General features: G+C 74.2%; 16 protein-coding genes and 2 pseudogenes. 7 read left to right on the top strand and 11 right to left on the bottom strand.

Translation table 11 applies throughout. From position 1 onward, the window contains the following. Window positions 1-31: 31 nt before the first annotated feature. On the bottom strand, window positions 32-1870 hold the full coding sequence (menD, locus tag Acit_RS07150) for a 2-succinyl-5-enolpyruvyl-6-hydroxy-3-cyclohexene-1-carboxylic-acid synthase (RefSeq protein ID WP_248107436.1): 1839 nt from the start codon (window positions 1868-1870) through the stop codon (window positions 32-34). Window positions 1871-1888: 18 nt separating this feature from the next. Here menD and Acit_RS07155 point away from each other — a divergent pair, with 18 nt between their 5' ends. Next, complete coding sequence (locus tag Acit_RS07155) at window positions 1889-2686, top strand: alpha/beta fold hydrolase (protein WP_248107438.1); 798 nt, start codon at window positions 1889-1891, stop codon at window positions 2684-2686. Between the two features lie 29 nt (window positions 2687-2715). On the opposite strand, the gene Acit_RS07160 is transcribed toward Acit_RS07155, so the two are convergent. Further along, a complete protein-coding gene (locus Acit_RS07160; protein WP_248107440.1) occupies window positions 2716-3690 on the bottom strand; it encodes a 1,4-dihydroxy-2-naphthoate polyprenyltransferase in 975 nt (324 codons plus the stop codon). A 20-nt stretch (window positions 3691-3710) separates the two neighbouring features. Between Acit_RS07160 and Acit_RS07165 the strand changes: the two genes are divergently transcribed. Then, the gene (locus tag Acit_RS07165; protein WP_248107442.1) at window positions 3711-4886 is read left to right on the top strand and encodes a class I adenylate-forming enzyme family protein; all 1176 of its coding nucleotides are present in this window, start codon (window positions 3711-3713) and stop codon (window positions 4884-4886) included. Between the two features lie 2 nt (window positions 4887-4888). Here Acit_RS07165 and Acit_RS07170 read toward each other — a convergent pair whose 3' ends face one another. Then, window positions 4889-5659, bottom strand: a complete 771-nt coding sequence (locus Acit_RS07170) for an SDR family oxidoreductase (protein ID WP_248107443.1) — start codon at window positions 5657-5659, stop codon at window positions 4889-4891. A gap of 233 nt (window positions 5660-5892) precedes the next feature. Here Acit_RS07170 and Acit_RS07175 point away from each other — a divergent pair, with 233 nt between their 5' ends. Both Acit_RS07175 and Acit_RS07180 read left to right on the top strand, forming a co-directional pair. Beyond that, window positions 5893-7932, top strand: a complete 2040-nt coding sequence (locus Acit_RS07175; protein WP_248107444.1) for a thioredoxin domain-containing protein — start codon at window positions 5893-5895, stop codon at window positions 7930-7932. Beyond that, window positions 7929-8759 carry a hypothetical protein gene (locus tag Acit_RS07180; protein ID WP_248107446.1) on the top strand — a complete coding sequence of 277 codons (831 nt, stop codon included), beginning with the start codon at window positions 7929-7931 and terminating at the stop codon, window positions 8757-8759. The genes Acit_RS07175 and Acit_RS07180 overlap by 4 nt, the downstream gene beginning before the upstream one ends. Window positions 8760-9560: 801 nt before the next feature. Here Acit_RS07180 and Acit_RS07185 read toward each other — a convergent pair. The 4 genes and pseudogenes from Acit_RS07185 to Acit_RS07200 form a co-directional block, all read right to left on the bottom strand. Beyond that, window positions 9561-9995 (bottom strand): OB-fold nucleic acid binding domain-containing protein, encoded by a 435-nt coding sequence (locus Acit_RS07185; protein ID WP_248107467.1) that lies wholly within the window; start codon window positions 9993-9995, stop codon window positions 9561-9563. A gap of 178 nt (window positions 9996-10173) precedes the next feature. Beyond that, window positions 10174-13131 (bottom strand): annotated as a pseudogene (gene dnaE / locus Acit_RS07190) (DNA polymerase III subunit alpha); the annotation flags it as partial. Between the two features lie 139 nt (window positions 13132-13270). Next, window positions 13271-13816: a bacterial proteasome activator family protein gene (locus Acit_RS07195; RefSeq protein ID WP_282436484.1), complete on the bottom strand. Its 546-nt coding sequence runs from the start codon at window positions 13814-13816 to the stop codon at window positions 13271-13273. Window positions 13817-13858: 42 nt separating this feature from the next. Further along, window positions 13859-14974: an alkaline phosphatase family protein gene (locus Acit_RS07200; RefSeq protein WP_248107448.1), complete on the bottom strand. Its 1116-nt coding sequence runs from the start codon at window positions 14972-14974 to the stop codon at window positions 13859-13861. 64 nt (window positions 14975-15038) lie between these two features. On the opposite strand from Acit_RS07200, the gene Acit_RS07205 reads away from it, so the two are divergent. Further along, window positions 15039-15479 (top strand): RrF2 family transcriptional regulator, encoded by a 441-nt coding sequence (locus tag Acit_RS07205; RefSeq protein WP_248107450.1) that lies wholly within the window; start codon window positions 15039-15041, stop codon window positions 15477-15479. Between the two features lie 99 nt (window positions 15480-15578). Here Acit_RS07205 and Acit_RS07210 read toward each other — a convergent pair whose 3' ends face one another. Then, window positions 15579-16199 carry a histidine phosphatase family protein gene (locus Acit_RS07210; protein ID WP_248107453.1) on the bottom strand — a complete coding sequence of 207 codons (621 nt, stop codon included), beginning with the start codon at window positions 16197-16199 and terminating at the stop codon, window positions 15579-15581. Between the two features lie 161 nt (window positions 16200-16360). Between Acit_RS07210 and Acit_RS07215 the strand changes: the two genes are divergently transcribed. Beyond that, on the top strand, window positions 16361-17200 hold the full coding sequence (locus Acit_RS07215) for a sigma-70 family RNA polymerase sigma factor (protein ID WP_248107455.1): 840 nt from the start codon (window positions 16361-16363) through the stop codon (window positions 17198-17200). Window positions 17201-17235: 35 nt separating this feature from the next. Here the strand turns inward: Acit_RS07215 and Acit_RS07220 are convergent, their stop codons facing one another. Genes Acit_RS07220 through Acit_RS13625 form a run of 3 tightly spaced genes read right to left on the bottom strand, consistent with a single transcriptional unit; the run spans window position 17236 to window position 19237 of the window. Further along, window positions 17236-18153, bottom strand: a complete 918-nt coding sequence (locus tag Acit_RS07220; protein ID WP_248107457.1) for an RluA family pseudouridine synthase — start codon at window positions 18151-18153, stop codon at window positions 17236-17238. Window positions 18154-18200: 47 nt separating this feature from the next. Continuing rightward, entirely contained in the window at window positions 18201-18722 is a 522-nt protein-coding gene (lspA, locus tag Acit_RS07225) for a signal peptidase II (RefSeq protein ID WP_248107459.1), read from the bottom strand. 14 nt (window positions 18723-18736) lie between these two features. Continuing rightward, window positions 18737-19237 (bottom strand): TraR/DksA family transcriptional regulator, encoded by a 501-nt coding sequence (locus tag Acit_RS13625; RefSeq protein WP_248107461.1) that lies wholly within the window; start codon window positions 19235-19237, stop codon window positions 18737-18739. 211 nt (window positions 19238-19448) lie between these two features. Between Acit_RS13625 and Acit_RS07235 the strand changes: the two are divergent. Then, window positions 19449-19747, top strand: a pseudogene (locus Acit_RS07235) (hypothetical protein); the annotation flags it as partial.

The following is a 19747-nucleotide window of genomic DNA, read 5'->3' on the forward strand; positions in this document are numbered from 1 at the left end:
AGCCCCCCGGATCCGGCTCGATCGACCCGGCTCACGCCCCGGCCGGCGCCGGGCCAAGGGCAGCCTCGACCGCAGCACCGATCTGCTCGTGGAGGGCCCCCAGGATCGCCCGCTCTTGGTCGGCCGGAGGCATGACCACCCGGACCACCCGTGGTCCCCGCTCCCGGTCCCCGCTGAGCGCGTCGGGCAGCTCAGCCAGCTCCCCGACCTCCACGAGGGGCACCCCGAGCCCGGCGCAGACCTCCCGGACCTGCTGCCGCTGGGGGGTGGCGAAGAGGGCCTCGAAGCGATCGACGGGGAGGACCTCGGCCTGGGCCAGGTGGGAGAAGATGCCACCCCCCCCGTTGTCCAGCACCACCACCGTCAGGGCCAGCCGGTCCTCGACCTGGTCGTTGCGGGACGCCGCGGGCCAACGAGCCGGCTCGAGCCAGGCGGTCAAGTCGTGGAGGAACGCCAGGTCGCCCACGAGGGCCACCACCGCTCGACCGGTCATTGCCAGCCCCCGGGCCGTCGAGACCACCCCGTCGATCCCGTTCGCCCCCCGGTTGGCCAGCACCCGGGGTGGATCGGGGCGGACCGGTCCGTACCACTCGACCCCCCGGACCGGCAGGGACGCCGAGCAGAGCACCGTGGCCTCGGGCGGCAGGCAGCGCAGCGCCAGGCGGGTGACCTGGGCCACGGTCGGCGGACCCCCTGCCCGGAGGTGCTCGTCCACGACGCCCTGGGCGGCCCGCTCGGCGCGCCGCCAGCGCTCCAGCCAGGTGGGATCGGGGGCCGAGCGGGGGTCGGGGGCCCGGGCCTCGAGGGCCTCGGCCAGGGCCCAGACCCAGCCGGTCGGGTCACCGGAACCCACCAGGACGGCCCGTCGGGACGGGTCCCGCCAGGCCCAGTCCCGGTCGAGGACCACCTGGGGCACGCCTGGGTCGAGCTCGTCGAGGAACGCGCCGAGGGCCTTGGAGAGCCAGGGCTGGCCCAGGCGGAGCACGGCCCGGGGACGCAGGGCCTCGCGGGCCCCCGGGTGCCGCAGGATCCCGTCGGCCGCCCCGACGACCGCCCGGCCGGGTCGACGGCAGCCGGACCGGGCGTCGGCGAGGAGGGGCCAGCCGAGCGCTTCGGCCAGGGCCACGACCTCGGTCGGCGGACCGCTGCCCTCCCCGGCCACGACCACCCCCGGTACCCAGCCGTCCTCGAGGCCCAAGGCGGCCAGGACGGCCTGCCCGTCGACCGCCTGAGCGGACCGGCTCGCCAGCGCCCGATGCCAGGGCCCACCCCCTGGCCGACCCGGCGGCAGGCACCCGGGCTCGCCGACCAAAGGCTCCCGAAAGGCCAGGTTCAGGTGGACCGGGCCGGGGCCGCTCGGGTGGCATCTGGCTTCGAGCACCAGCCGGGAGGCGAAGGACCGCCAGCTGGCGAAAAGCCCAGGGTCGGCCGCGTCGAGGGTCACGGCGAAGCGGACGCTCGCCCCGTAGAGGCCGGCCTGCTCGACGGTCTGCGGAGCGCCGACCCGCTGGAGCTCCGGTGGCCGGTCAGCGCTGACCACCAGCAGGGGCACCCCTGCCTGGTGAGCCTCGACCACCGCGGCGTGGACCTCCGTGGCCGCCGTGCCCGAGGTGGTGAGCAGGACCGCCGGCCCGACCCCAGCGAGGCCCACCCCAAGGGCCGAGAACGCCGCCGAGCGCTCGTCGAGACGAACCGCCACCTGGATCTCGGGCCGAGCCGCCAGGGCCAGGGCCAACGGCGTGGAGCGGGACCCTGGGCAGATCACGGCGTGCCGGACCCCGCAGCGGACCCACTCGTCGACCAGGGTGGCGGCCACCGTGGCCTGCCGCCTGGCCAGGTCCTCGGGGGGACGCAGGGGATCGTCGGGCACCGGTTAGCCTCCTCGCTCGTGCTGGCCTCGCAGCAGGTCACCGCCTCGGCGCCACCCGGGGACCGCACCGCTGGGCGGGCCGCCGGCGCGCCCACCCTCGTGGTCCTCCACGGCTTCACCCAGCACGGCGGCCTGCTCGGTCCCCTCCCCAGCTGGCTGGCGACCGACCGCCCGGTGGTGGCGGTCGACCTGCCCGGGCACGGCGCGTCGGCCACCATCGACACCGACCTGCCAGGCACGGCGGCGCTCCTGGCCGACCTCGTGACCAAGCGTGGCCCCGGCCCGGTCGACGTCCTCGGGTACTCCCTGGGGGGCCGGGTCGCCCTCCACGTCGCCCTCGGGCACCCCGGGCTGGTCCGGCGCCTGGTCCTCGTCGGGGCCACGCCGGGCCTCGAGGACCCCGAAGCTCGGGAGCGTCGTCGGGCCGCCGACGAGGCCCTGGCCGCCCGCTTCGCCCAGGAACCCCTCGCCGAGGTGCTCGCTGCCTGGTTGGCCCAGCCGCTGTTCCGGACCCTTCCCCCCGACCGGGCCGGGCTGGCCGCCCGGCAGGTCAATCGCGGCGAGGACCTGGCCCGAGCCTTGCGCCGGCTGGGCACCGGCACCCAGGAGCCACTCTGGTTGCGCCTGGGGTCCTTGCCCCCGACCCTCTGGGTGGCGGGCCAGCTCGACTTCCGCTTCGCCGCGGTGGCGGTCCGCGCCGCCCGCCGCAGCGGACCCGGCTCGGCGTGCCACCTGGTGGCCGGGGCCGGGCACGCCTGTCATCTGGAACGACCCGAGGCCTTGCTGCCCGTGGTGCGGGCCTTCTTGGCCCCCTGAGGCGCACCCGGCGAGCTGGGTCGTTCGGCTCATCGTTGGGCCCCCGCCAGGGCCAGTCCAAGGGCCGCCAGCGCCCCGACGAGCAGCTGGAACCGAGCGGTGCCCACCAGGAGGGGCAACAGGGACCGCCCCTCGCCCGGGCCGAGAGCCAAGCGGACCGGGCGCCAGGCGGCCGGGACCGCCAGGAAGGCGAGGGCCGCCCAGGGGGTGACGAGGGCGGCGAGGACCAGGACCAAGGCGAGCGCGCCGAGCAGGGTGACGAGGTAGGCCCACCCCGCCCGCCGCCGGCCCAGGCGCACCGCCAGGGTCCGCTTGCCCGCAGCCGCGTCCCCGGGCACGTCCCGCAGGTTGTTCGCCTCCAGCAAGGCGCAGGCCAGCAGCCCGGCGAGGACCGCCCCGAGGACCACCGGCTTCCCCGACCAGGTCCCATCCAGCACGTAGGCCGTCCCGGCCGTGGCCACCAGACCGAAGAAGACGAAGACGAACACCTCTCCGAGGCCGAGGTACCCGTACGGCTTGGGGCCACCGGTGTAGCCCCAGGCGGCCAACGCACTGGCCGCCCCGAGCGCGAGCAGCCACCAGGAGGTGCTGGCTGCGAGTCCCAACCCGGCCAGCCCGGCCACCCCGAGGGCCACCAGGGCGGCCCGCCGGACCGCCGACGGGCTGGCCAGCCCTTGGCCCACCAGCCGCACCGGCCCAGCCCGCTGGTCGTCGGTCCCCCGCACGCCGTCGCTGTAGTCGTTGGCGTAGTTCACCGCCACCTGCAGGGCCAGGGCCACTAGGGCCGCGAGCGGCAGCCGCCAGAGCACCGGGTGGTGCAGGCCGGCGGAGCAGCGGACCAGGCAGGCCCGCCGATGGTCCTGCCAGACGAGCCAGCCGGCCACCGCCCCCAGTCCGACCGGCACCACGGCCGCCACCAGCGTCCGGGGTCGGGCACCGGCGACCCAGATCCCCGCCCGTCCGACCGTGCGACCAGACGCTCCAATGGCGGAGCGATCACTCATATGGTCGCTAGGGTAGCGCCGTGCGCAACGTGGTGGCCGTGGACCTCCCCGGCGGCCCAGCCTTCGTGGCTGCCCTCCAGCGGGTCTGGGACGCCGGCGACGCTGCGCTGCCCCTCGACCGTCGTCTGCCCCCACCAGCCCGGGCGGCGGTCCTCCAGGCCCTGGCCCCGACCCATCTCCTCGGCGAGGACGGCGAGTGGCGGCGTCTGCCGGGGGGTCGGCCCTGCGAGGATGGTGACGCCCTGGTGCTGGCCACCAGTGGGACCACCGGCCAGCCCAAGGGGGTGGTCCTCACCCACCAGGCCGTCGCCGCCTCGGCGGCCGCCACCCACGCCCGGCTCGGCGCCGACCCGGCCCGCCACGCCTGGGTGGCCTGCCTGCCCCTGGCCCACGTCGGGGGCCTCGCCGTTGTGACCCGGGCCCTACTCGGCGGCTTCCCCCTCGAGGTCCACGACGGTTTCCGGGCCGAGGCGGTCGCCGAGGCGGCGGCCCGCCTCCGGGCGGCTGGGCGTTCGCCGCTGGTCTCCCTGGTGGCCACCGCCCTCCGACGGGTCGACCCGACGGTCTTCGACCGCATCCTGCTCGGCGCGGCCGCCCCGCCGGCCGATGTGCCGCCGAACGTCGTCGTGACCTACGGCATGACCGAGACCGGCAGCGGGGTGGTCTACGACGGCGTCCCGCTCGAGGGTGTCGAGGTGGCCATCGGCGACGGCCAGCGGGGCCAGGTCGGCGAGGTGCTCCTGCGAGGCCCCATGCTCCTTCGGACCTACCGGCACGGTCCCGCGCCGTTCCTCCCCGGCGGCTGGCTGCCCACCGGGGACGGCGGCCGGATCACCCCTGAGGGCCGCCTGGAGGTCCAGGGGCGCCTGGCCGAGGTCATCGTGACCGGGGGCGAGAAGGTCTGGCCGGCGGCGGTCGAACGGGTCCTCCAGCAGCAGGCCGGCGTGGCCGAGGTGGCCGTCGTCGGCCGGCCGGACCCCGAGTGGGGACAGGCCGTCGTGGCCCTCGTCGTCCCGAGCCCCACCGCCCCACCCCCGAGGCGAGAGGCTCTCGCCGAAGCCGTGAAGGCCACCGTGTCGCCCTGGGCCGCCCCGAAGGAGGTGGTCCTCGTGGACGCCTTGCCCCGAACGCCGAGCGGCAAGGTGGCCCGGTCCCGCCTGGCCGCCCTGCTCGAGCAGGCCGGGGCCGGCCGCTGAGCTCAGACCCCGCCGCTCGGGGTGACCATGGCCCCGCCGTCGACCACCAGGGTCGAGCCGGTGATCCACGAGGCCGCGTCCGAGCAGAGGAACAGCGCGGCCTTCGCCACGTCGTCGGGCTCCCCCAGGCGCTTGAGGGGAAGACGGCTGGCCACTCGGTCGCCGTGGTCCTCCCAGAGGGCCCGGGCGAAGACGGTCCGCACGAGCCCCGGGGCGAGGGCGTTCACCCGCACCCCCGGGGCCAGTTCCGCAGCCAGCTGGCGGGTCAGGTGGACCAGGGCCGCCTTCGTCACCCCGTACCAGCCCATGCCCGGCTCGGGCGAGAGCCCGCCGATCGAGGCGACGTTGAGGACCACCCCTCCGTGCTCGGCCATGGCCGCCCGCCAGGCGGCCTGGACCCAGGCCAGGGGCCCGAACTGGTTGACCTCGACGGTCTTCTGCGCCCGGGGCCCGTCGAGGCCCACGAGGGGGCCGTAGTAGGGGTTCGTGGCGGCGTTGTTCACCAGGATGTCCAGCCGGCCCCACCGCTCGAGGGCGTCGGCGACGCAGGCCTCGGCCGCCGCCGGGTCCCCGGCGTGGGCGACCCGCCAGGCCACCTGGGCCCCCGGCACCGCGGCGAGGAGGGAAGCCGCCGCCTGCTCCAGCTCCTCGGGTTTGCGGGCGCTCAGGGTCACCGCTGCGCCGGCCTCGGCGAAGCGCTGGGCGATGGCCAGGCCGATGCCTCGGCTGGCCCCGGTCACGAGCGCACTGCGACCATCCAGTCGGAGTTCCATGGCCCCGGGACCTTAGAGGCTCGTCGAGCCCGCCGCCCCGATGTGGGTGGCTCGGCTCGCCACGAATCACAACATGTCACACAAACTCCACAACGGCTGGCGGGACGACCGGCCTCGTCCTCCGTCCCACCCCCTCGCCACCCCGGTGCCGCCCCGGCGACGACCTGCGTGGTGGACCACCGCGTCACCGGCTGCCGATCCGGGGGGCGAGGTCGGCACCTAGGATCGCTGGCGTGAACCGCCTGGCTGCCGAGCCGAGCCGTTACTTGCAGGAGCACGCCGACCAACCGGTCGACTGGTGGCCCTGGGGCAAGGAGGCGCTCGCCGAGGCCCGCCGGCTGGACCGACCGCTGTTCATCTCGATCGGGTACTCCGCGTGCCACTGGTGCCACGTCATGGCGCGGGAGTCGTTCGACGATCCCACCGTCGCCGAACTGCTCAACGACCACTTCGTGCCGGTGAAGGTGGACCGCGAGGAGCGCCCGGACGTCGACGCGCTCTACATGGAGGCAGCGCTGGCCGCCACCGGACAAGGAGGGTGGCCCCTGTCGGTCTTCGCCACCCCCGACGGCCGGCCCTTCTTCACCGGCACCTACTTCCCCCCCGAGGACCGCCACGGCCTCCCGGCCTTCCGGCGGGTGCTCGACGCGGTGGCCGACGCTTGGGCCACGCGGCGGGAAGCGGTGGAGCGGGATGCCAGCGAGCTTGCCGGCGCGATCGCCCGGTCGCTCGCAGGGCCGACAGCCGAGCGCCCGAGCGCGGCACCCAGCTGGCAGGAGCTGGCGAGCCGGGCGAGCGAGCAGCTGGTCGGACGCCTGGACCGACCCTGGGGTGGCTTCGGGGGACCCCCGAAGTTCCCTCAGGCGCCGGTGCTGGAGCTCTTGCTCGTGGACGGAGCGCTGCGGGGCTCGGCCGCCTCGATCGAGGCGGCCGAGGTGACCCTGGGGGCCATGGTGGCCGGGGGTCTCTACGACCACCTCGAAGGCGGCTTCGCCCGGTACTCGACGGACCGGACCTGGACGGTGCCGCACTTCGAGAAGATGCTCCCCGACCAGGCCCTGTTGGTGCGCTGCGCCCTGGCCGCGTGGCAGGTCGGGGGCGACGCCCGGTTCCGACAGGCGGTCGAGGAGACGGTGGGCTACCTCCTGGGCCGACTGCGGTTGCCCGGGGGGGGCTTGGCCGCGTCGGAGGACGCCGACGCCGGGGGTGTCGAGGGCGGGCACGCCACCTGGACCAGCGAGGAGCTGCGGACGGTCTTGGGGCCCCGGTACGACGAGGTGGCCGCCTGGTACCAGCTGGATGGTCCGCCGGCGTTCGAGGGCCGTCATGTGCTGCGCCGGCCCCTGGGTGCACCCCTGGCCCGGCCCGACGGGGTGCAGGAGGGTTGGGAGCTGCTGCGGGCCGCCCGGGCCGAGCGCCCGAGGCCGGGGCTGGACCCGAAGGTGGTCACGGAGTGGAACGCCATGGCGGCGGTCGCCTTGGCCGAGGCCGGGGGGGCCCTCGGACGACCGGAGTGGGTGGCGGCCGCGGGCGAGGTGCTGGAGGTGCTCTGGCGAAGCGCGCGACGACCGGGGGCCGGCTGGGCGCGGACGGTGCAAGACGGGCAGGCCCGCCATCCGGCGACGGCCGCCGACGTGGCCTGGGTGGCGGCGGCCAGCATCGCCCTCGCCGAGGCCCGCGGGGAGGACGAGGACTGGCGGCGGGCGATCGACGCGGCTCGGGTCCTGCTCGCGGAGTTCCAGCTGCCCGATGGGCTGCTGGCGACGAGCAGCCGGGACGCCCAGACGCCGGTGGTGCGCCCGGTGGAGCTGGCGGGGAGCGCGGCTCCTTCGGCCAACGCGGTCGCGGCTCGGACCTTGACCCGCTTGGCCGCCTTGACCGAGGACTCGACCTTCGGTCGGGCCAGGGACGCGATCCTCGGAGCCCTGCGGCCGCTCGCCGCTCGCCAGCCGGTCGCGCTGGCCGATGCCGTCGTGGCCGGCCTGGTGGCCGAGGCGGGCACCGTCGAGGTGGTCGTGACCGGGTCCCGGCCGGACCTGGTGTCCTGCGTCCAGGAAGGCTTCTGGCCGACGACGTTGCTGGTGCACGGCGAGCGAGGTCCCTGGCCGCTGTGGTCCGGTCGGCCGGACGACGGGTCGGCCTACGTGTGCCGGGGCGGTGTGTGCCTGGCCCCGGTCGGTGAACGGGGCGAGCTGGCGCAACGGTTGGGCGAGCTGACCCGAACGAGCGCCGAGGCGGCCCGCCCGACGATCCGGGCGGCGGCCCAGCCGTGACGAGCGGGCCCCTCGACGAGGTGGCCCCGGCGATCCCCGACGGCGGCGAGACGGCGGTGGTCGAACCGGCAACCCGGCCGGGCCGGCGTGCTCGGGGGCGGCATGCTCGAGGCCGGCGTGCCCGGGGCCAGCAGCCGGTGGCCACGTTCCGACCAGGCCGGCTGGCCAGGTTGGCTGCCGGGGCGCGACGGTTCGTGGTGCTGAGCGCCCCGAGCCCGGAGGGCGACGTGGTGGTGGTCGATCTGGCCACCTCGGTGCTGGCTCGCCTGGAGGGCCTGCCGGGGATCGTGGGTGCGGCGCAGCTCCCCGGCGGTGCACTGGGACCCTTCGCGGTGCTGGACGTCCCGAGCGCGGCCCTCGGCCCACCGAATGACCCGGCCCGTCCGGAGTCCCGTCGGGTCACGGCACCGGCGAGCGTGGCGGGGATCCTGGGCCGGCGTCGCGCCCGGCGCCTGCTTCGGACCCTGCTGGCACCGCCCGAGCCGCAGCTGCTCGGTTTCGCCGGCCCCTCGTGGCCGTACTGGGAGCTGCGGGGCGATCGACCCTCGGTGGCGGTGGTGGCGCCGACCCGCGGCCCGGTGGTCTACCGGCGGGCCGAGGACGACGCGGTCTGGATCCGCTTCGGCTGGCACCGGACGGACAACTGGCTACCGATGACCGACCCGGTGGTCACCGACGCGGTGATGGCGAGCGGACGGACTCGGCTCGGGGGCCGCGCGTTGGCCGCCGCCTTGGGCTTCCGACCCAGCTACCTGGTGGTGGTGGTTGGCCGTCCCCAGGAGGGCTACTGCCCGAAGCTGGTGGTCGCGATCTTGCCCCGACCCTGAGCCGGCCGAGCGGGCCGCCCGGTGGTCGGTGGGGGCCGACCGGGCAGGCTGGGCTCGGTGGCGGGTCAGGCCCCGGTGCGGGCAGCCCGCGGGATGAGCGTGCCTTCCGCCAGGTCCTCGGCCATGGCCCAGCCGAAGGTGGGCCGTCGAAGTCGAGGGCCCCGCAGGGGTCTCCGTCGCCGGTCAAGACGAAGCTCCGGTCGTCGATGCGGTTGTCTGCCCCGAATCGTTTGGCGAGGCGCCGACCCCAGGCTCGTTCCTCCCCGGTGGCCTTGTGGTCGGGTCGGGGCACCACGTCGGTGAGGCCGTCGAAGGCCCGGTAGGCCTGGGGGGTGGCCAGCCGGGCTCCGACGAGGACGTCCTCGTCGGGGAAGGCGAGAAGAGCCCGTCGGTACTGGTCGCCGAGGAGCAGCCGGAGGACGTGCTCGGCGCGGGCCACCCGGTCGACGGTGGCGACCCCGACGAGCATGGCCGGGGTGCCGCCGATGCGCTCGAGGGTGCAGAACGAGTAGCCCCGCAGCCGCTCCCCTTCGCGGACGGTGGTGATGAGGACCCACTCCTCGGCCTGCTTGGAGAGGAAGCCGACGTCGAAGGGCAGGCCGTGAGCCGTCGAGAGGTCCGCCATCTCGGCGAGCTCGCTGTCGCTCAGCGACGTGCAGTCCTTCGTCCCGACCTCGAATGGCATGGCGTGCTCCGTGCGCTCGTCCGGCGTGACCGCCGTGCCGGCTGGCACGCCCCTTCACCACCTCTCGTGGCCGACGTGCGACGGCACGAACGGATGCTGGCCACCATTGTAGGAGATCAGGCAGAGGTCGCCCATTCGGTGGGTGGGAGGACCCGGGCAGCGGTGCCGAGGGCTTCCCGGAGGGGACCGAGGAGCCGGCGGCTGTCGACGCTCCAGGCGGGCGGGAGGCGCAGGGCGGTCTCGCCGACCTCGAGGACGACCGGTTCGGGCCCGGGGTGCTCCTCGAGGAGGGTCCGCAGACGGGCGGCCAGGGCAGCGCTGACCTTGGTCGGTTCGAGGGCGACTCGGAGCGCAGGGGTGCCCTCGGCGGTCGCCTGGACGCGCTCGAGCTCCATGCAGACCAGCTTGACCTGGTCGTCGCGACGGTCCACCCGACCTTTGACGATGACCACGGCGTCGTCGGCGAGCAGGTGGTCGACCTGGGCCATGACCTTCGGGAAGACGAAGACTTCGACGGCTGCTTGGAGGTCCTCGAGGACGAAGGTGGCCATGAGCTCGCCCCGCTTGGTGTAGCGCCGGGAGAGGTTCGTGACCACGCCGGCAACGGTCCGCACGGCCCCTTCGGGTCGAGCCGGGTCGAGGAGGGGCCCTTCGTCCTTGAGCTCCGCGGCCCCGCAGGGGGTGGTCGCTGACGTAGAGGCCGAGCATCTCCTTCTCGAAGGCCAGGCGGTCGGCCCGGGAGAGCTCCTGGTCGGGGATGGGGACCCGGCCGGTCACCGAGGCGGTCTCGGGGTCCCCGGCGTCGAGGCTGCCGAAGAGGGAGACGATGCCCGCCTGCTGCTCCCGGCGGCGCTCCAAGGTCCGGTCGACGAGCTCGTCCATGGCCAGCAAGAGGCCCTGGCGAGGGTGCCCGAGGGAGTCGAAGGCTCCGGCCTTCACCAGGGACTCCACTGTCCGCTTGTTGAGGACAGCCGGGTCGACCCGCTCACAGAAGTCGTAGAAGTCGGCGAAGGGCCCGTTGCGGTCCCGTTCTTCCACGATGCGCTCGACCAGCCCCTCCCCGACGTTGCGGACGGCCGCCAGGCCGAAGAGGATCTGGCGCTGGCCGCCCTGGTCGAGCACGGGGGTGAACTCGGCGGTCGAGCGGTTGATGTCGGGTACGAGGACCTCGATGCCCATGGCCCGGCACTCGGCTAAGTAGACGGCGGTCTTGTCCTTGTCGTCCTTGACCGAGGTCAGCAACGCTGCGAGGTACTGCACCGGATAGTTGGCCTTCAGCCAGGCGGTCTGGTAGGCGACGTAGCCGTAGCCATAGGAGTGGGACTTGTTGAAGGCGTAGTCGGCGAAGGGTTCGATGATGTCGAAGAGCTTGGTGCCGAGCTCCTCGCCGTAGCCTTGGGCGACGCAGCCGGCGACGAACTTCTCCCGTTCCGCCGCCATGATGGCCCGGATCTTCTTGCCGGCGGCCTTGCGGAGATTGTCGGCTTCTTCGAGGGTGTAGCCGGCGAAGCGCTGGGCCACCCGCATCATGGACTCCTGGTAGATCATGAGCCCGTAGGTGTCCGCCAGGATGGGTTCGAGATCCGGGTGGAGGTAGGTGATGGGCTGGCGGCCGTTCTTGCGGTCGGCGTAGTCCCGGTGCATGTTGGCCGCCATGGGGCCGGGTCGGTAAAGCGCGACGAGGGCGGCCACGTCGTCGAAGGTCGTGGGCGCCAGGGAACGGATGAGGGCCCGCATGGGCCCCCCTTCGAGCTGGAAGACCCCGATGGTGTCGCCCCGACGCAGCATCTCGAAGGTCGCCGGGTCGTCGAGGGGGACCCGGTCGATGTCGGGCCGCTGGCCGGTGGTCCGCTCGACGAGGTCGAGGGCCCGTTCGATGACCGAGAGGTTCCGGAGCCCGAGGAAGTCCATCTTCAACAGGCCCAGTTCCTCGACCCCGTGCATTTCGTACTGGGTGACGATGGGGGCGTCCTCGGGGGCCTGGCCGGCCTCGGGCTTGCGCTGGACCGGCAGGTACTCGGTGAGGGGCTCTTTGGTGATGACCACGGCAGCGGCGTGGATGCCGTCCTGGCGGCGCAGGCCCTCGAGACCCCGGGCGACGTCGATGACCCGGCGGGCGTCGGGATCCTGCTCGTACATCTCTCGGAGGCCCTGGGCGGCCACGTACCCGTCCTCGTAGCCCTCGGTGCGCTCCAGGCAGGCCCGGAGGGGGGTGTCGCGGCCCATGACGAGGGGGGGCATGGCCTTGGCGATGCGGTCCCCGACGGCGTAGGGGTAGCCGAGCACGCGGGCGGCGTCGCGAACGGCGGCCCGGGCCTTGATGGTGGAGAAGGTGACGATCTGGGCGACGTGGTCGACCCCGTAGCGCTCAGCGGCGTAGCGGATCATCTCGCCCCGGTAGCGCTCGTCGAAGTCCATGTCGATGTCCGGCATCTGCTTTCGACCGGGGTTCAAGAACCGTTCGAAGAGCAGGTCGTAGCGGATGGGGTCGAGTTCGACGATCCCGAGGCAGTAGGCCACCAGGCAGCCTGCGGCCGAGCCCCGACCCGGTCCGACCCGGATGCCGTGCTCCTTGGCGTGGCGGATGAGGTCGCCGACCACGAGGAAGTAGGCGGCGAACCCCATCTTGCCGATGACCCCGAGCTCGTACTCCAGGCGCTGGGTGACGACCTCGGGGAGCTGGTCGCCGTAGCGGCGCTTGGCCCCTTCGAGGGCCAGGTGCCGCAGGTAGGCCTGGGCCCGGGCCTCGTAGGTCGGCCCCTCGAAGGCTGCCGGGATGGGCGGTTCGGGGAGGGCGTCGAGGCCGAAGGCGATCTCCACCTGGGCCCGTTCGGCGATCAGCAGGGTGTTGTCGCAGGCCTCGGGCACCTCGGCGAACAGGGCCCGCATCTCCTGGGCGCTCTTCAGGTAGTGCTCGGTTCCCTCGAAGCGGAAGCGCTTGGGGTCGTCGATGGTGGCGCCGGTCTGCACGCAGAGGAGGGCGTCGTGGGCCTCGGCGTCCTCCCGTCGGGTGTAGTGGCTGTCGTTCGTGGCCAGGAGCGGCGCCCCGATCCGGCGGGCCAGGGCGATCAGCTGGGGGTTGGTCCGGTGCTGCTCGGCCAGGCCGTGGTCCTGGAGCTCGACGAAGAAGCTGTCCTTGCCGAAGATGTCCTGGAGCCGGCCGGCGAGTTCGGTGGCCCGCTGCTCGTCCCCCGCCAGGAGCGCCTGGAGGACCACACCGCCCAGGCACCCCGAGGTGGCGATGAGCCCCCGGTGGTAGCGCTCGAGGAGCTCCCAGTCGCAGCGAGGCTTGTAGTAGTAGCCGGAAAGATAGGCCTCCGAGGACAGCTTCATGAGGTTCCGGTAGCCCTCGGTGGTCTCGGCCAGGACCGTCAGGTGGTAGTAGAGCTTCTGGCCGCCGTCCACCTCCCCGCCGGTGTCGTCGAGGCGTCCTCGGCGGACGGGCCGCTCGTGCCGGGACTCCCCGGCCATGTAGGCCTCGGTGCCGATGACCGGCGTGATGCCGTGTTCCCGGCAGAGCTTGTAGAAGTCCAGGACCCCGTACATGTTGCCGTGGTCCGTGATGCCCAGGGCTGGCTGGCCGTCGGCCAGCGCGGCCCGCACCAGGTCGCTCAGCCGGGATGCCCCGTCGAGCATCGAGTACTCCGTGTGGGTGTGCAGGTGCACGAAGGACTGCCCCGCACCCATGACCTGCCTCCTCCCCTGCCTGAGCGGCCCACGAACGGGCCCGCTCGGACGCTACCAGGGCCCTGCGCCGGAACTGGGCACCTCGGGCGGGTGCCGATGACCCCGCTGGCGGACCGCGGTGAGCCGACCGGCCAGCCGGTCAGAGGTAGGTGCCGGGCCGGCTCGCCGCCTGCCCCTCGTTCCCCCCACCCGGGGGCAGGCCCCGCTGCCGCATCTCCTGGAGCTGCGCTCGGGCCGCCATCTGCTGGGCCATGAGCGTGGCCTGGATGCCGTGGAACAGCCCCTCGAGCCACCCGACCAACTGGGCTTGGGCCACCCGGAGCTCGCTCTCCGAAGGGGCGCTCTCGTCGAAGGGCAGGGCCATGCGGTCCAGTTCGGCTGCTAGGTCGGGGCTCAGGGCGCTGGCCAGCTCCCGGACCGACAGCTCGTAGATCTCCCGCAGGCGGGTCCGACTGGCCTCGTCGAGCGGCGCTGAACGGACCTCGTCGAGGAGCTGCTTGACCATGGCCCCGATCCGCATGACCTTCGCCGGCTGCTCGACCGACTCGGTGGCTTCGGGCTGTGGGTCCTCGGTCCCTTGAGGCCCACCCGAGGCCGGCCCGGCGGGCCGGCGGCTCCCCGGGTCGAGAAGGATGGCCTCCTCGTGGCTCGAGGGTCGAACGGGGCTCGCCGAGGGATCGCTCATGGCCTCGATCCTGGCAGCTCCATCGACGCTCGGCACGTCCGGTCAGACCCCGCCCGGGCCCGGCAAGCCGAGGAAGGGCACGAGCAGCTCGGCGTCGGTCAAGGAGCCGTGGCGGGCGGCCAGGCGGGTCTCCCCGGTGTCGGCGGGGTCCAGGAACGCCACCGGCTCCCGAGCCACCAGGGCCACGTCGCCGAGCCGCTCGGCCACCCTGGGAGCGAGCGTCCCCCCGAACCAGGCCTCGTCCTGGACCTGCTCGCGGGTCACCACCCAGGCCTCGTCCCCGTGCTCCTCCCGAGCAGCCGCCAGCACCTCGGCGGCAGCGCCCGGTCGGGCATGGAGCCAGCGGAACCGGCCCTCCCCCGAGAGCAGCTCGACCGCCGCGAGGAGACCGGGGCTCGGCGCTCGAATGGCCGACCCGACCTCGACCTGGCCGTGATCGGCGGTGATCGCCAGGGCGGCACCGCTGGGGAGGGCTTCGAGGAGGTCCCCGACCAGGCGCTCGACGGTCACGAGCTCGGCCTGGTAGTGCTCGCCGAGGCCCTCGGCGTGGGCGACCTTGTCGACCCCGTCGTAGTAGGCGTAGACGAACGGCACCCCGGCGCGGAGCAGCCGACGGACCTCGACCACCAGGCCCGAGGCGGTGGCCCAGCCCACCAGCTGGGCTCCGCCCAGGTGGGCGGCGCTGAACCCCGTGGCGGCGAACTCTGCCCTGGTCACCACCGGGATCGGCTGGCCCAGGAAGGCGGCGATCGGCTGGAGGGTGGGGGCCGGGAGCCGACGACGGGCGTCGCCCCGCTCGGTCCGCCAGCGCAGGACGTTGAGGATCTCCTGGCCGAAGCGCAGGCGGTAGCCGAGGATGCCGTGGCGGGCCGGCGGGCTGCCGGTCGCCAGGGAGGTGAGGGCCGTGGCGGTGGTCGTGGGGACCACCGAGGCGATGGGACCGCCCTCGGCCGCGGCGAGGGTCGGCAGGCGGGACGCGTGCGCTTGGAGCTGTTCCCAGCCCAGGCCGTCGAGGACCAGGAGGACCACTTGCCGGGCCTGGTCGAGCACCTCGGGCACCCAGGCCGGGCGGGGCCCCTGGCCTCGCCCGAGGAGCGCCGGGACGACACCGCTCAAGCAGGGACCGTCGTAGCGGGGCAGCCGGGGTCCCTCAGGCACGGCCGGCATGCTAGCCCCGGCCCTCGGAGCGGGGCCCCGGTGCCCCTGGCGGTACCATCGGTTCGTGAAGGTCTCGACCCGGGGTGATTACGCCAGTCGGGCCTTGCTCTCCTTGGCGCTCCATCCCGACGAGCAGCCCACCTCGGTACGGGACATCGCCGAACGGACCGGTCTGCCCCAGCCGTACCTCGAACAGATCCTCTTGGCCCTGAAGGGGGCCGGTCTGGTCCGCTCGAAGCGGGGCGTCGGGGGCGGCTACGTCCTGGCCCGGCCACCGACGGAGATCACCCTGGGGCAGATCGTGGCCGCGGTCGACGGCCCAATCGTGGCGGGGGACTTCGGCCGGCCCCACGAGAACGGGGCCTGCGAGCACGAGGGGCAGTGCGCCCTCCTCGCCGTCTGGGCCGAGGTCGGGGAGCACATGCGCGAGCACCTGGACTCTTTCACCTTGGCCGACATGGTCGAGCAGGCCCGAGGGATGCGGGCCCCGAGCCCCTTGCACTGACCAGCGGCACTGGCCGGCCCCGACCCGGCCCCCGATGCCGGCGACCCCCGATGTCGGGGCCCCCGGTGGCGGGGGCTCGTGGCGCCGGACCGCCCGGGGTCAGGGAGCGGGGACCGGTGCAGGGGGCTGCAGGTTCCAGGCCTCGATGGCCGGCCAGTCGTGCTCCCAGCCGAGGACCCCGAGCGCCCCAGCCCCGAGCAGGTAGTGGCGGCCCTCCCCGGGAGGCTGGCCGAGCCAGCGGGCACAGAGGACCCGGAGCTGGTGACCGTGGCCGAAGACCAGGGTGTCGCCGACCTCGGCCAAGGCCCGCTCGATCACCCGATCGGCCCGGCGGGCCACGTCGCCTGGGCCCTCCCCGTGGGGCACCCCGTCGCGCCAGAGGTCCCAGTCGGGTCGCTCCCGATGGATGTCAGCCGTGGTTCGGCCCTCGTAGGCCCCGTAGTCCCACTCCTGCAGGTCACTGCAGGTCTTGGCCTGGGACCCGAAGCCGGCGAGCTCGCAGGTCCGGCGGGCCCTGGTCAGCGGGCTGGTCAGGACCTGGACGAAGGACCGCCCGGCGAGCAGCGGTGCCCAGGCCGCCGCCTGGGCCTCCCCGGCGGGCTCCAGGGCCAGGTCCGTGCGGCCGGTGTGCTGCCCGGTCCGGGTCCAGGCGGTGTCGCCGTGGCGGATCACGAGGAGCCGTGGTCGACGGGTCGGGGGTGCGGCCGGGATGCGCGACACGGGAGGTAGCGCAGCACGGGGTGGGTCGCCTCGGCAAGCCGCGCCCGACGCCCCGGGCCGGGACACGACCTGGCAAGCCATTCTCAGGAAGTTCCCAGGAATGCAGAGGACGACATCGGTGTTGTGCTCCTCGTACGACGAGGCATGGAGAGAGCGATCCGATGGCGAAGCGCACCGCATCGAGCCCTGACACCATTCGCCTGTTCCTCGACGACCTGGAGCGGTACCCGCTGCCGGGCCCCGAGGAGCAGATCGAGCTGGCCAAGGCCGTGGCCGCCGGGGACGAGGAGGCCCGCCGGCGGATGATCGCGGCCAACCTGCGGCTGGTCATCCACTGGGCCCGCCGCTACCAGGATCGGGGCGTGGACTTCGCCGACCTGCTCCAGGAGGGCACCTTCGGCCTGATGCGGGCCGTAGACAAGTTCGACTGGGAACGGGGCTTCCGATTCTCCACCTACGCCACCTGGTGGATCCGCCAGGCCCTCCAGCGGGCGGTCCAGCAGCACGGCAACACCATCCGGGTGCCCATGGAGGTCGCGGAACTGGCCCAGCGGATCGATCGGGCCACCTGGGAGCTGGCCAACGAGCTGCGCCGTGACCCCAGCCGGGCCGAGGTGGCCGAGGCCGCCGGCGTCGACGAGGAGACCGTGGACCAGCTCGGTCAGGCCGCTCGGGTGACCGCCAGCCTGGACCAGCCGGCTGGCGCGGACAGCACGACGCCGCTCGGCGACCTGGTGGGCGCCGAGGACGCCTCCTTCGAGGACGAGGTCGAGCGGGAGCTCGTCATGGAGCGGGTCCGGGCGGCTGTCGACCGGCTGGGCGAGCTGGAGCGGGCCGTGGTGCGGCTGCGCTTCGGGTTGGACACCGGGTCGCCCGCCTCCCTGCAAGCCACGGCCGCCCAGCTCGGCATCGGGGTCCGGCGGGCCCGGCAGGCGGAGGCCCGGGCGCTCGAGCAGCTGGCCCTGCAACCCGAGGTGGTCGCCGCCCACGAAGCAGCCTGAACGGGCCCGCCCCGGGCCGCCCGGCTCGGTGGGGCTCAGCGACAGGCCTCGAGCACGGCGCGGAGGTCCGCGGGCAGCGGGGACTTCGCCCAGAAGGGACGGCTGTCCGCCGGGTGGGCCAGGGCGAGTTCGCTCGCATGGAGCCACTGGCGGGCGGCGCCGAGAATGCGCTGGTCGCCGGCACGGCCGTAGCGGCGGTCGCCGACCACGGGGTGGCCGATGGCCGCCATGTGGACCCGGATCTGATGGGTCCGACCGGTCTCCAGGGTGACCCGCAGGAGGGCCAGGGACCGGGGCTCGTCGTAGCGGGCCAGGACCTCGAACCAGCTGCGGGACGGCCGGCCCCCGGCCTGGACGGCCATGCGGTCGGGGTGCCGGAGGGAGCGGCCGATGGGCGCGTCCACCAGGCCCCGGTCCTCGGGCTGGCCGTGGACCAAGGCGAGGTAGGTCCGTTCGACGCGGTGCTCGTCGATGGCCTGGCGCAGGGCGTGGTAGGCGGCGGGGGTCCGGGCCACGACCAGGAGACCCGAGGTGTCCCTGTCGATGCGGTGGACGATCCCCGGCCGCGAGGGGTCCCCGGCACCTGCCGACGGGAGCTCGGCCAGCTCCGGATAACGGGCCAGGAGGCCGTGGACCAGGGTGCCTGAGGCCTGACCAGCGCCCGGATGGACGCTGACGCCCGGGGGCTTGTCGATCACCAGCAGGTCGGGGTCCTCGAGGACGACGTCGTAGGGCACGCTCGGATCGGGGGCCAGGGCCGCCGGGCGGCCCGGCAGGGTCACCTCGAGGTGCTGGCCCTCGCGGAGCGGCTGGTGGCGGATCCGGACGGCCACGCCGTCCACCTTGACCCGACCGTCGCTCACCAAGCCGGTGGCCTGGGCCCGCGAGACGTTCAGCAGGAGGGCCACGGCCCGGTCCAGGCGTTGGCCGGCCAGGGAACGGGGGACGAGCACCTCCCGGGACCCCTCGGCCTGCCCCGGAGAAGCCCCCGCCGGACCCCTCACCGGTCGGCCTGGGCCTCGGGCCGAGCCGCCTGGCGGCTCGGACGGACCAGCCACGTCCAGCCCAGGATGATGACCCCGATGGTGATAGCGGCGTCGGCCACGTTGAAGGTCGGCCAGAAGCCCAGGGCGATGAAGTCGACGACCCCCCCATGGAAGTGGCGGAAGACCCGGTCGTAGAGGTTGCCCAGGGCACCCCCCACCACCAGGCCCATGGCCAGGGCCTGCCAGGTGCTCTGGAGACGACGGCTCACGCCGACCAGGGCCACGACCACCAAGACGGCCAGGGCGCCGATGACCGGCGCCCAGCCCCTGCCGATCCCGAAGGCGCTCCCGGTGTTGACCGCCAACTGGAAGGACAACGGACCAACAACGTGCAGCGGGCCTCGACGCAGGCGGTCCACGGCCCAACTGGTCGAGAACTGGTCAGCGACCACGACCACCACGGCCACGGCCGCGACGACGGCCAGTCGGCGACGACCCGACCCTCGGGTCCGGGACGCACCGTCGTTCCCGGACACCGGGTCGGAGCGCCTCAGCGTCGGTGCAGTCCCCCGCTCTTGCACGCCACGCAGAGCCGGGCGTACGGCAAGGCCCGCAAGCGGGCCTGCGGGATGGGTTGGCCGCACTGCTCGCAGACCCCGTAGGTACCAGCCTCGATGGCCGCCAGGGCAGCGTCGATCTCGGCGATCGTCGAGAGGGCCTGGGCGGACAGGGTGAGGTCCCGTTCCCGGTCCACCGCTGCCGTGCCCCCCTCCCCAGACTCCTCGTCGAACTGCACGTCCCCGGGTTCCCGCTCCAGGGCCAGGCTCTCGGCTTCGGCCCGTAAGGCCTCGGCCTGCTCTTGGTACGTGGCCCGTTCCTCGAGCAGGGCCGCCCGCTGCTCGGCCAGGAACGCCTGGTCCTCGGCGTAGGGCCCGGCATTCGCCCCCTGCTCGGCGGGGCCGCCCGTCGGCCGCCGTCGGGGCAGCGTTCCCCGACCCCCGCCGGATGACGCCGCCGATGCGTCTGCTTGCAGTGCGCGCTGGGCCGACACCGTCTCCGTTCGCTCCCTCTCCTCGACGACGTCCCGACTTCGCGCCTCTGGCGACGTGGACGTCTCTTCCTGGACCGGCGGAGCAGCTGGGGGCCCCTCCGCTGGGGTCTCCACCGTAGCGGGTCGAGCTTCCCCCGACGGCTCGCCCGTTCGCTGCTCAGCGTCCCCAACGGCCGACTTCGACGCCGTCGCAGGGACACCCTTCGCCGCCGTGCTCCTCGACGCCCGCCGGACCGATTCGGGCTCCGCTCCGGACGCCTTCGATGTCTGCTTCGCCGCCGCCGCCGGCGGGGCCGACGCCTTCGCCCGAGCACCCGTCCCGAGGGTCCCCTTCACTGCCCCACCCTTGGCCGCGGAACCCTTCGCCGCTGGGCCCTTCGCCGCGGAACCCTTCGCCGCTGGCCCCTTCGCCACTGGGCCCTTCGCCACTGGGCCCTTCGTGCCCGCCGGCTTCTTCGCCGCCGACCCCTTCGCTGCCGGCTCTTTCCCCGCCGACCCCTTCGCCGCAGG

The sequence above is a fragment of the Aciditerrimonas ferrireducens genome, from assembly GCF_023130475.1.
GTDB classification, from domain to species: domain Bacteria; phylum Actinomycetota; class Acidimicrobiia; order Acidimicrobiales; family UBA8190; genus Aciditerrimonas; species Aciditerrimonas ferrireducens.

Coding starts and splice junctions, on each gene's coding strand:
- Acit_RS07160 (WP_248107440.1), bottom strand. CDS start 3,690: ATGAGTGATCGCTCCGCCATTGGAGCGTCTGGTCGCACGGTCGGACGG.
- Acit_RS07170 (WP_248107443.1), bottom strand. CDS start 5,659: ATGGAACTCCGACTGGATGGTCGCAGTGCGCTCGTGACCGGGGCCAGC.
- Acit_RS07185 (WP_248107467.1), bottom strand. CDS start 9,995: ATGGCCACCTTCGTCCTCGAGGACCTCCAAGCAGCCGTCGAAGTCTTC.
- Acit_RS07195 (WP_282436484.1), bottom strand. CDS start 13,816: ATGAGCGATCCCTCGGCGAGCCCCGTTCGACCCTCGAGCCACGAGGAG.
- Acit_RS07215 (WP_248107455.1), top strand. CDS start 16,361: ATGGCGAAGCGCACCGCATCGAGCCCTGACACCATTCGCCTGTTCCTC.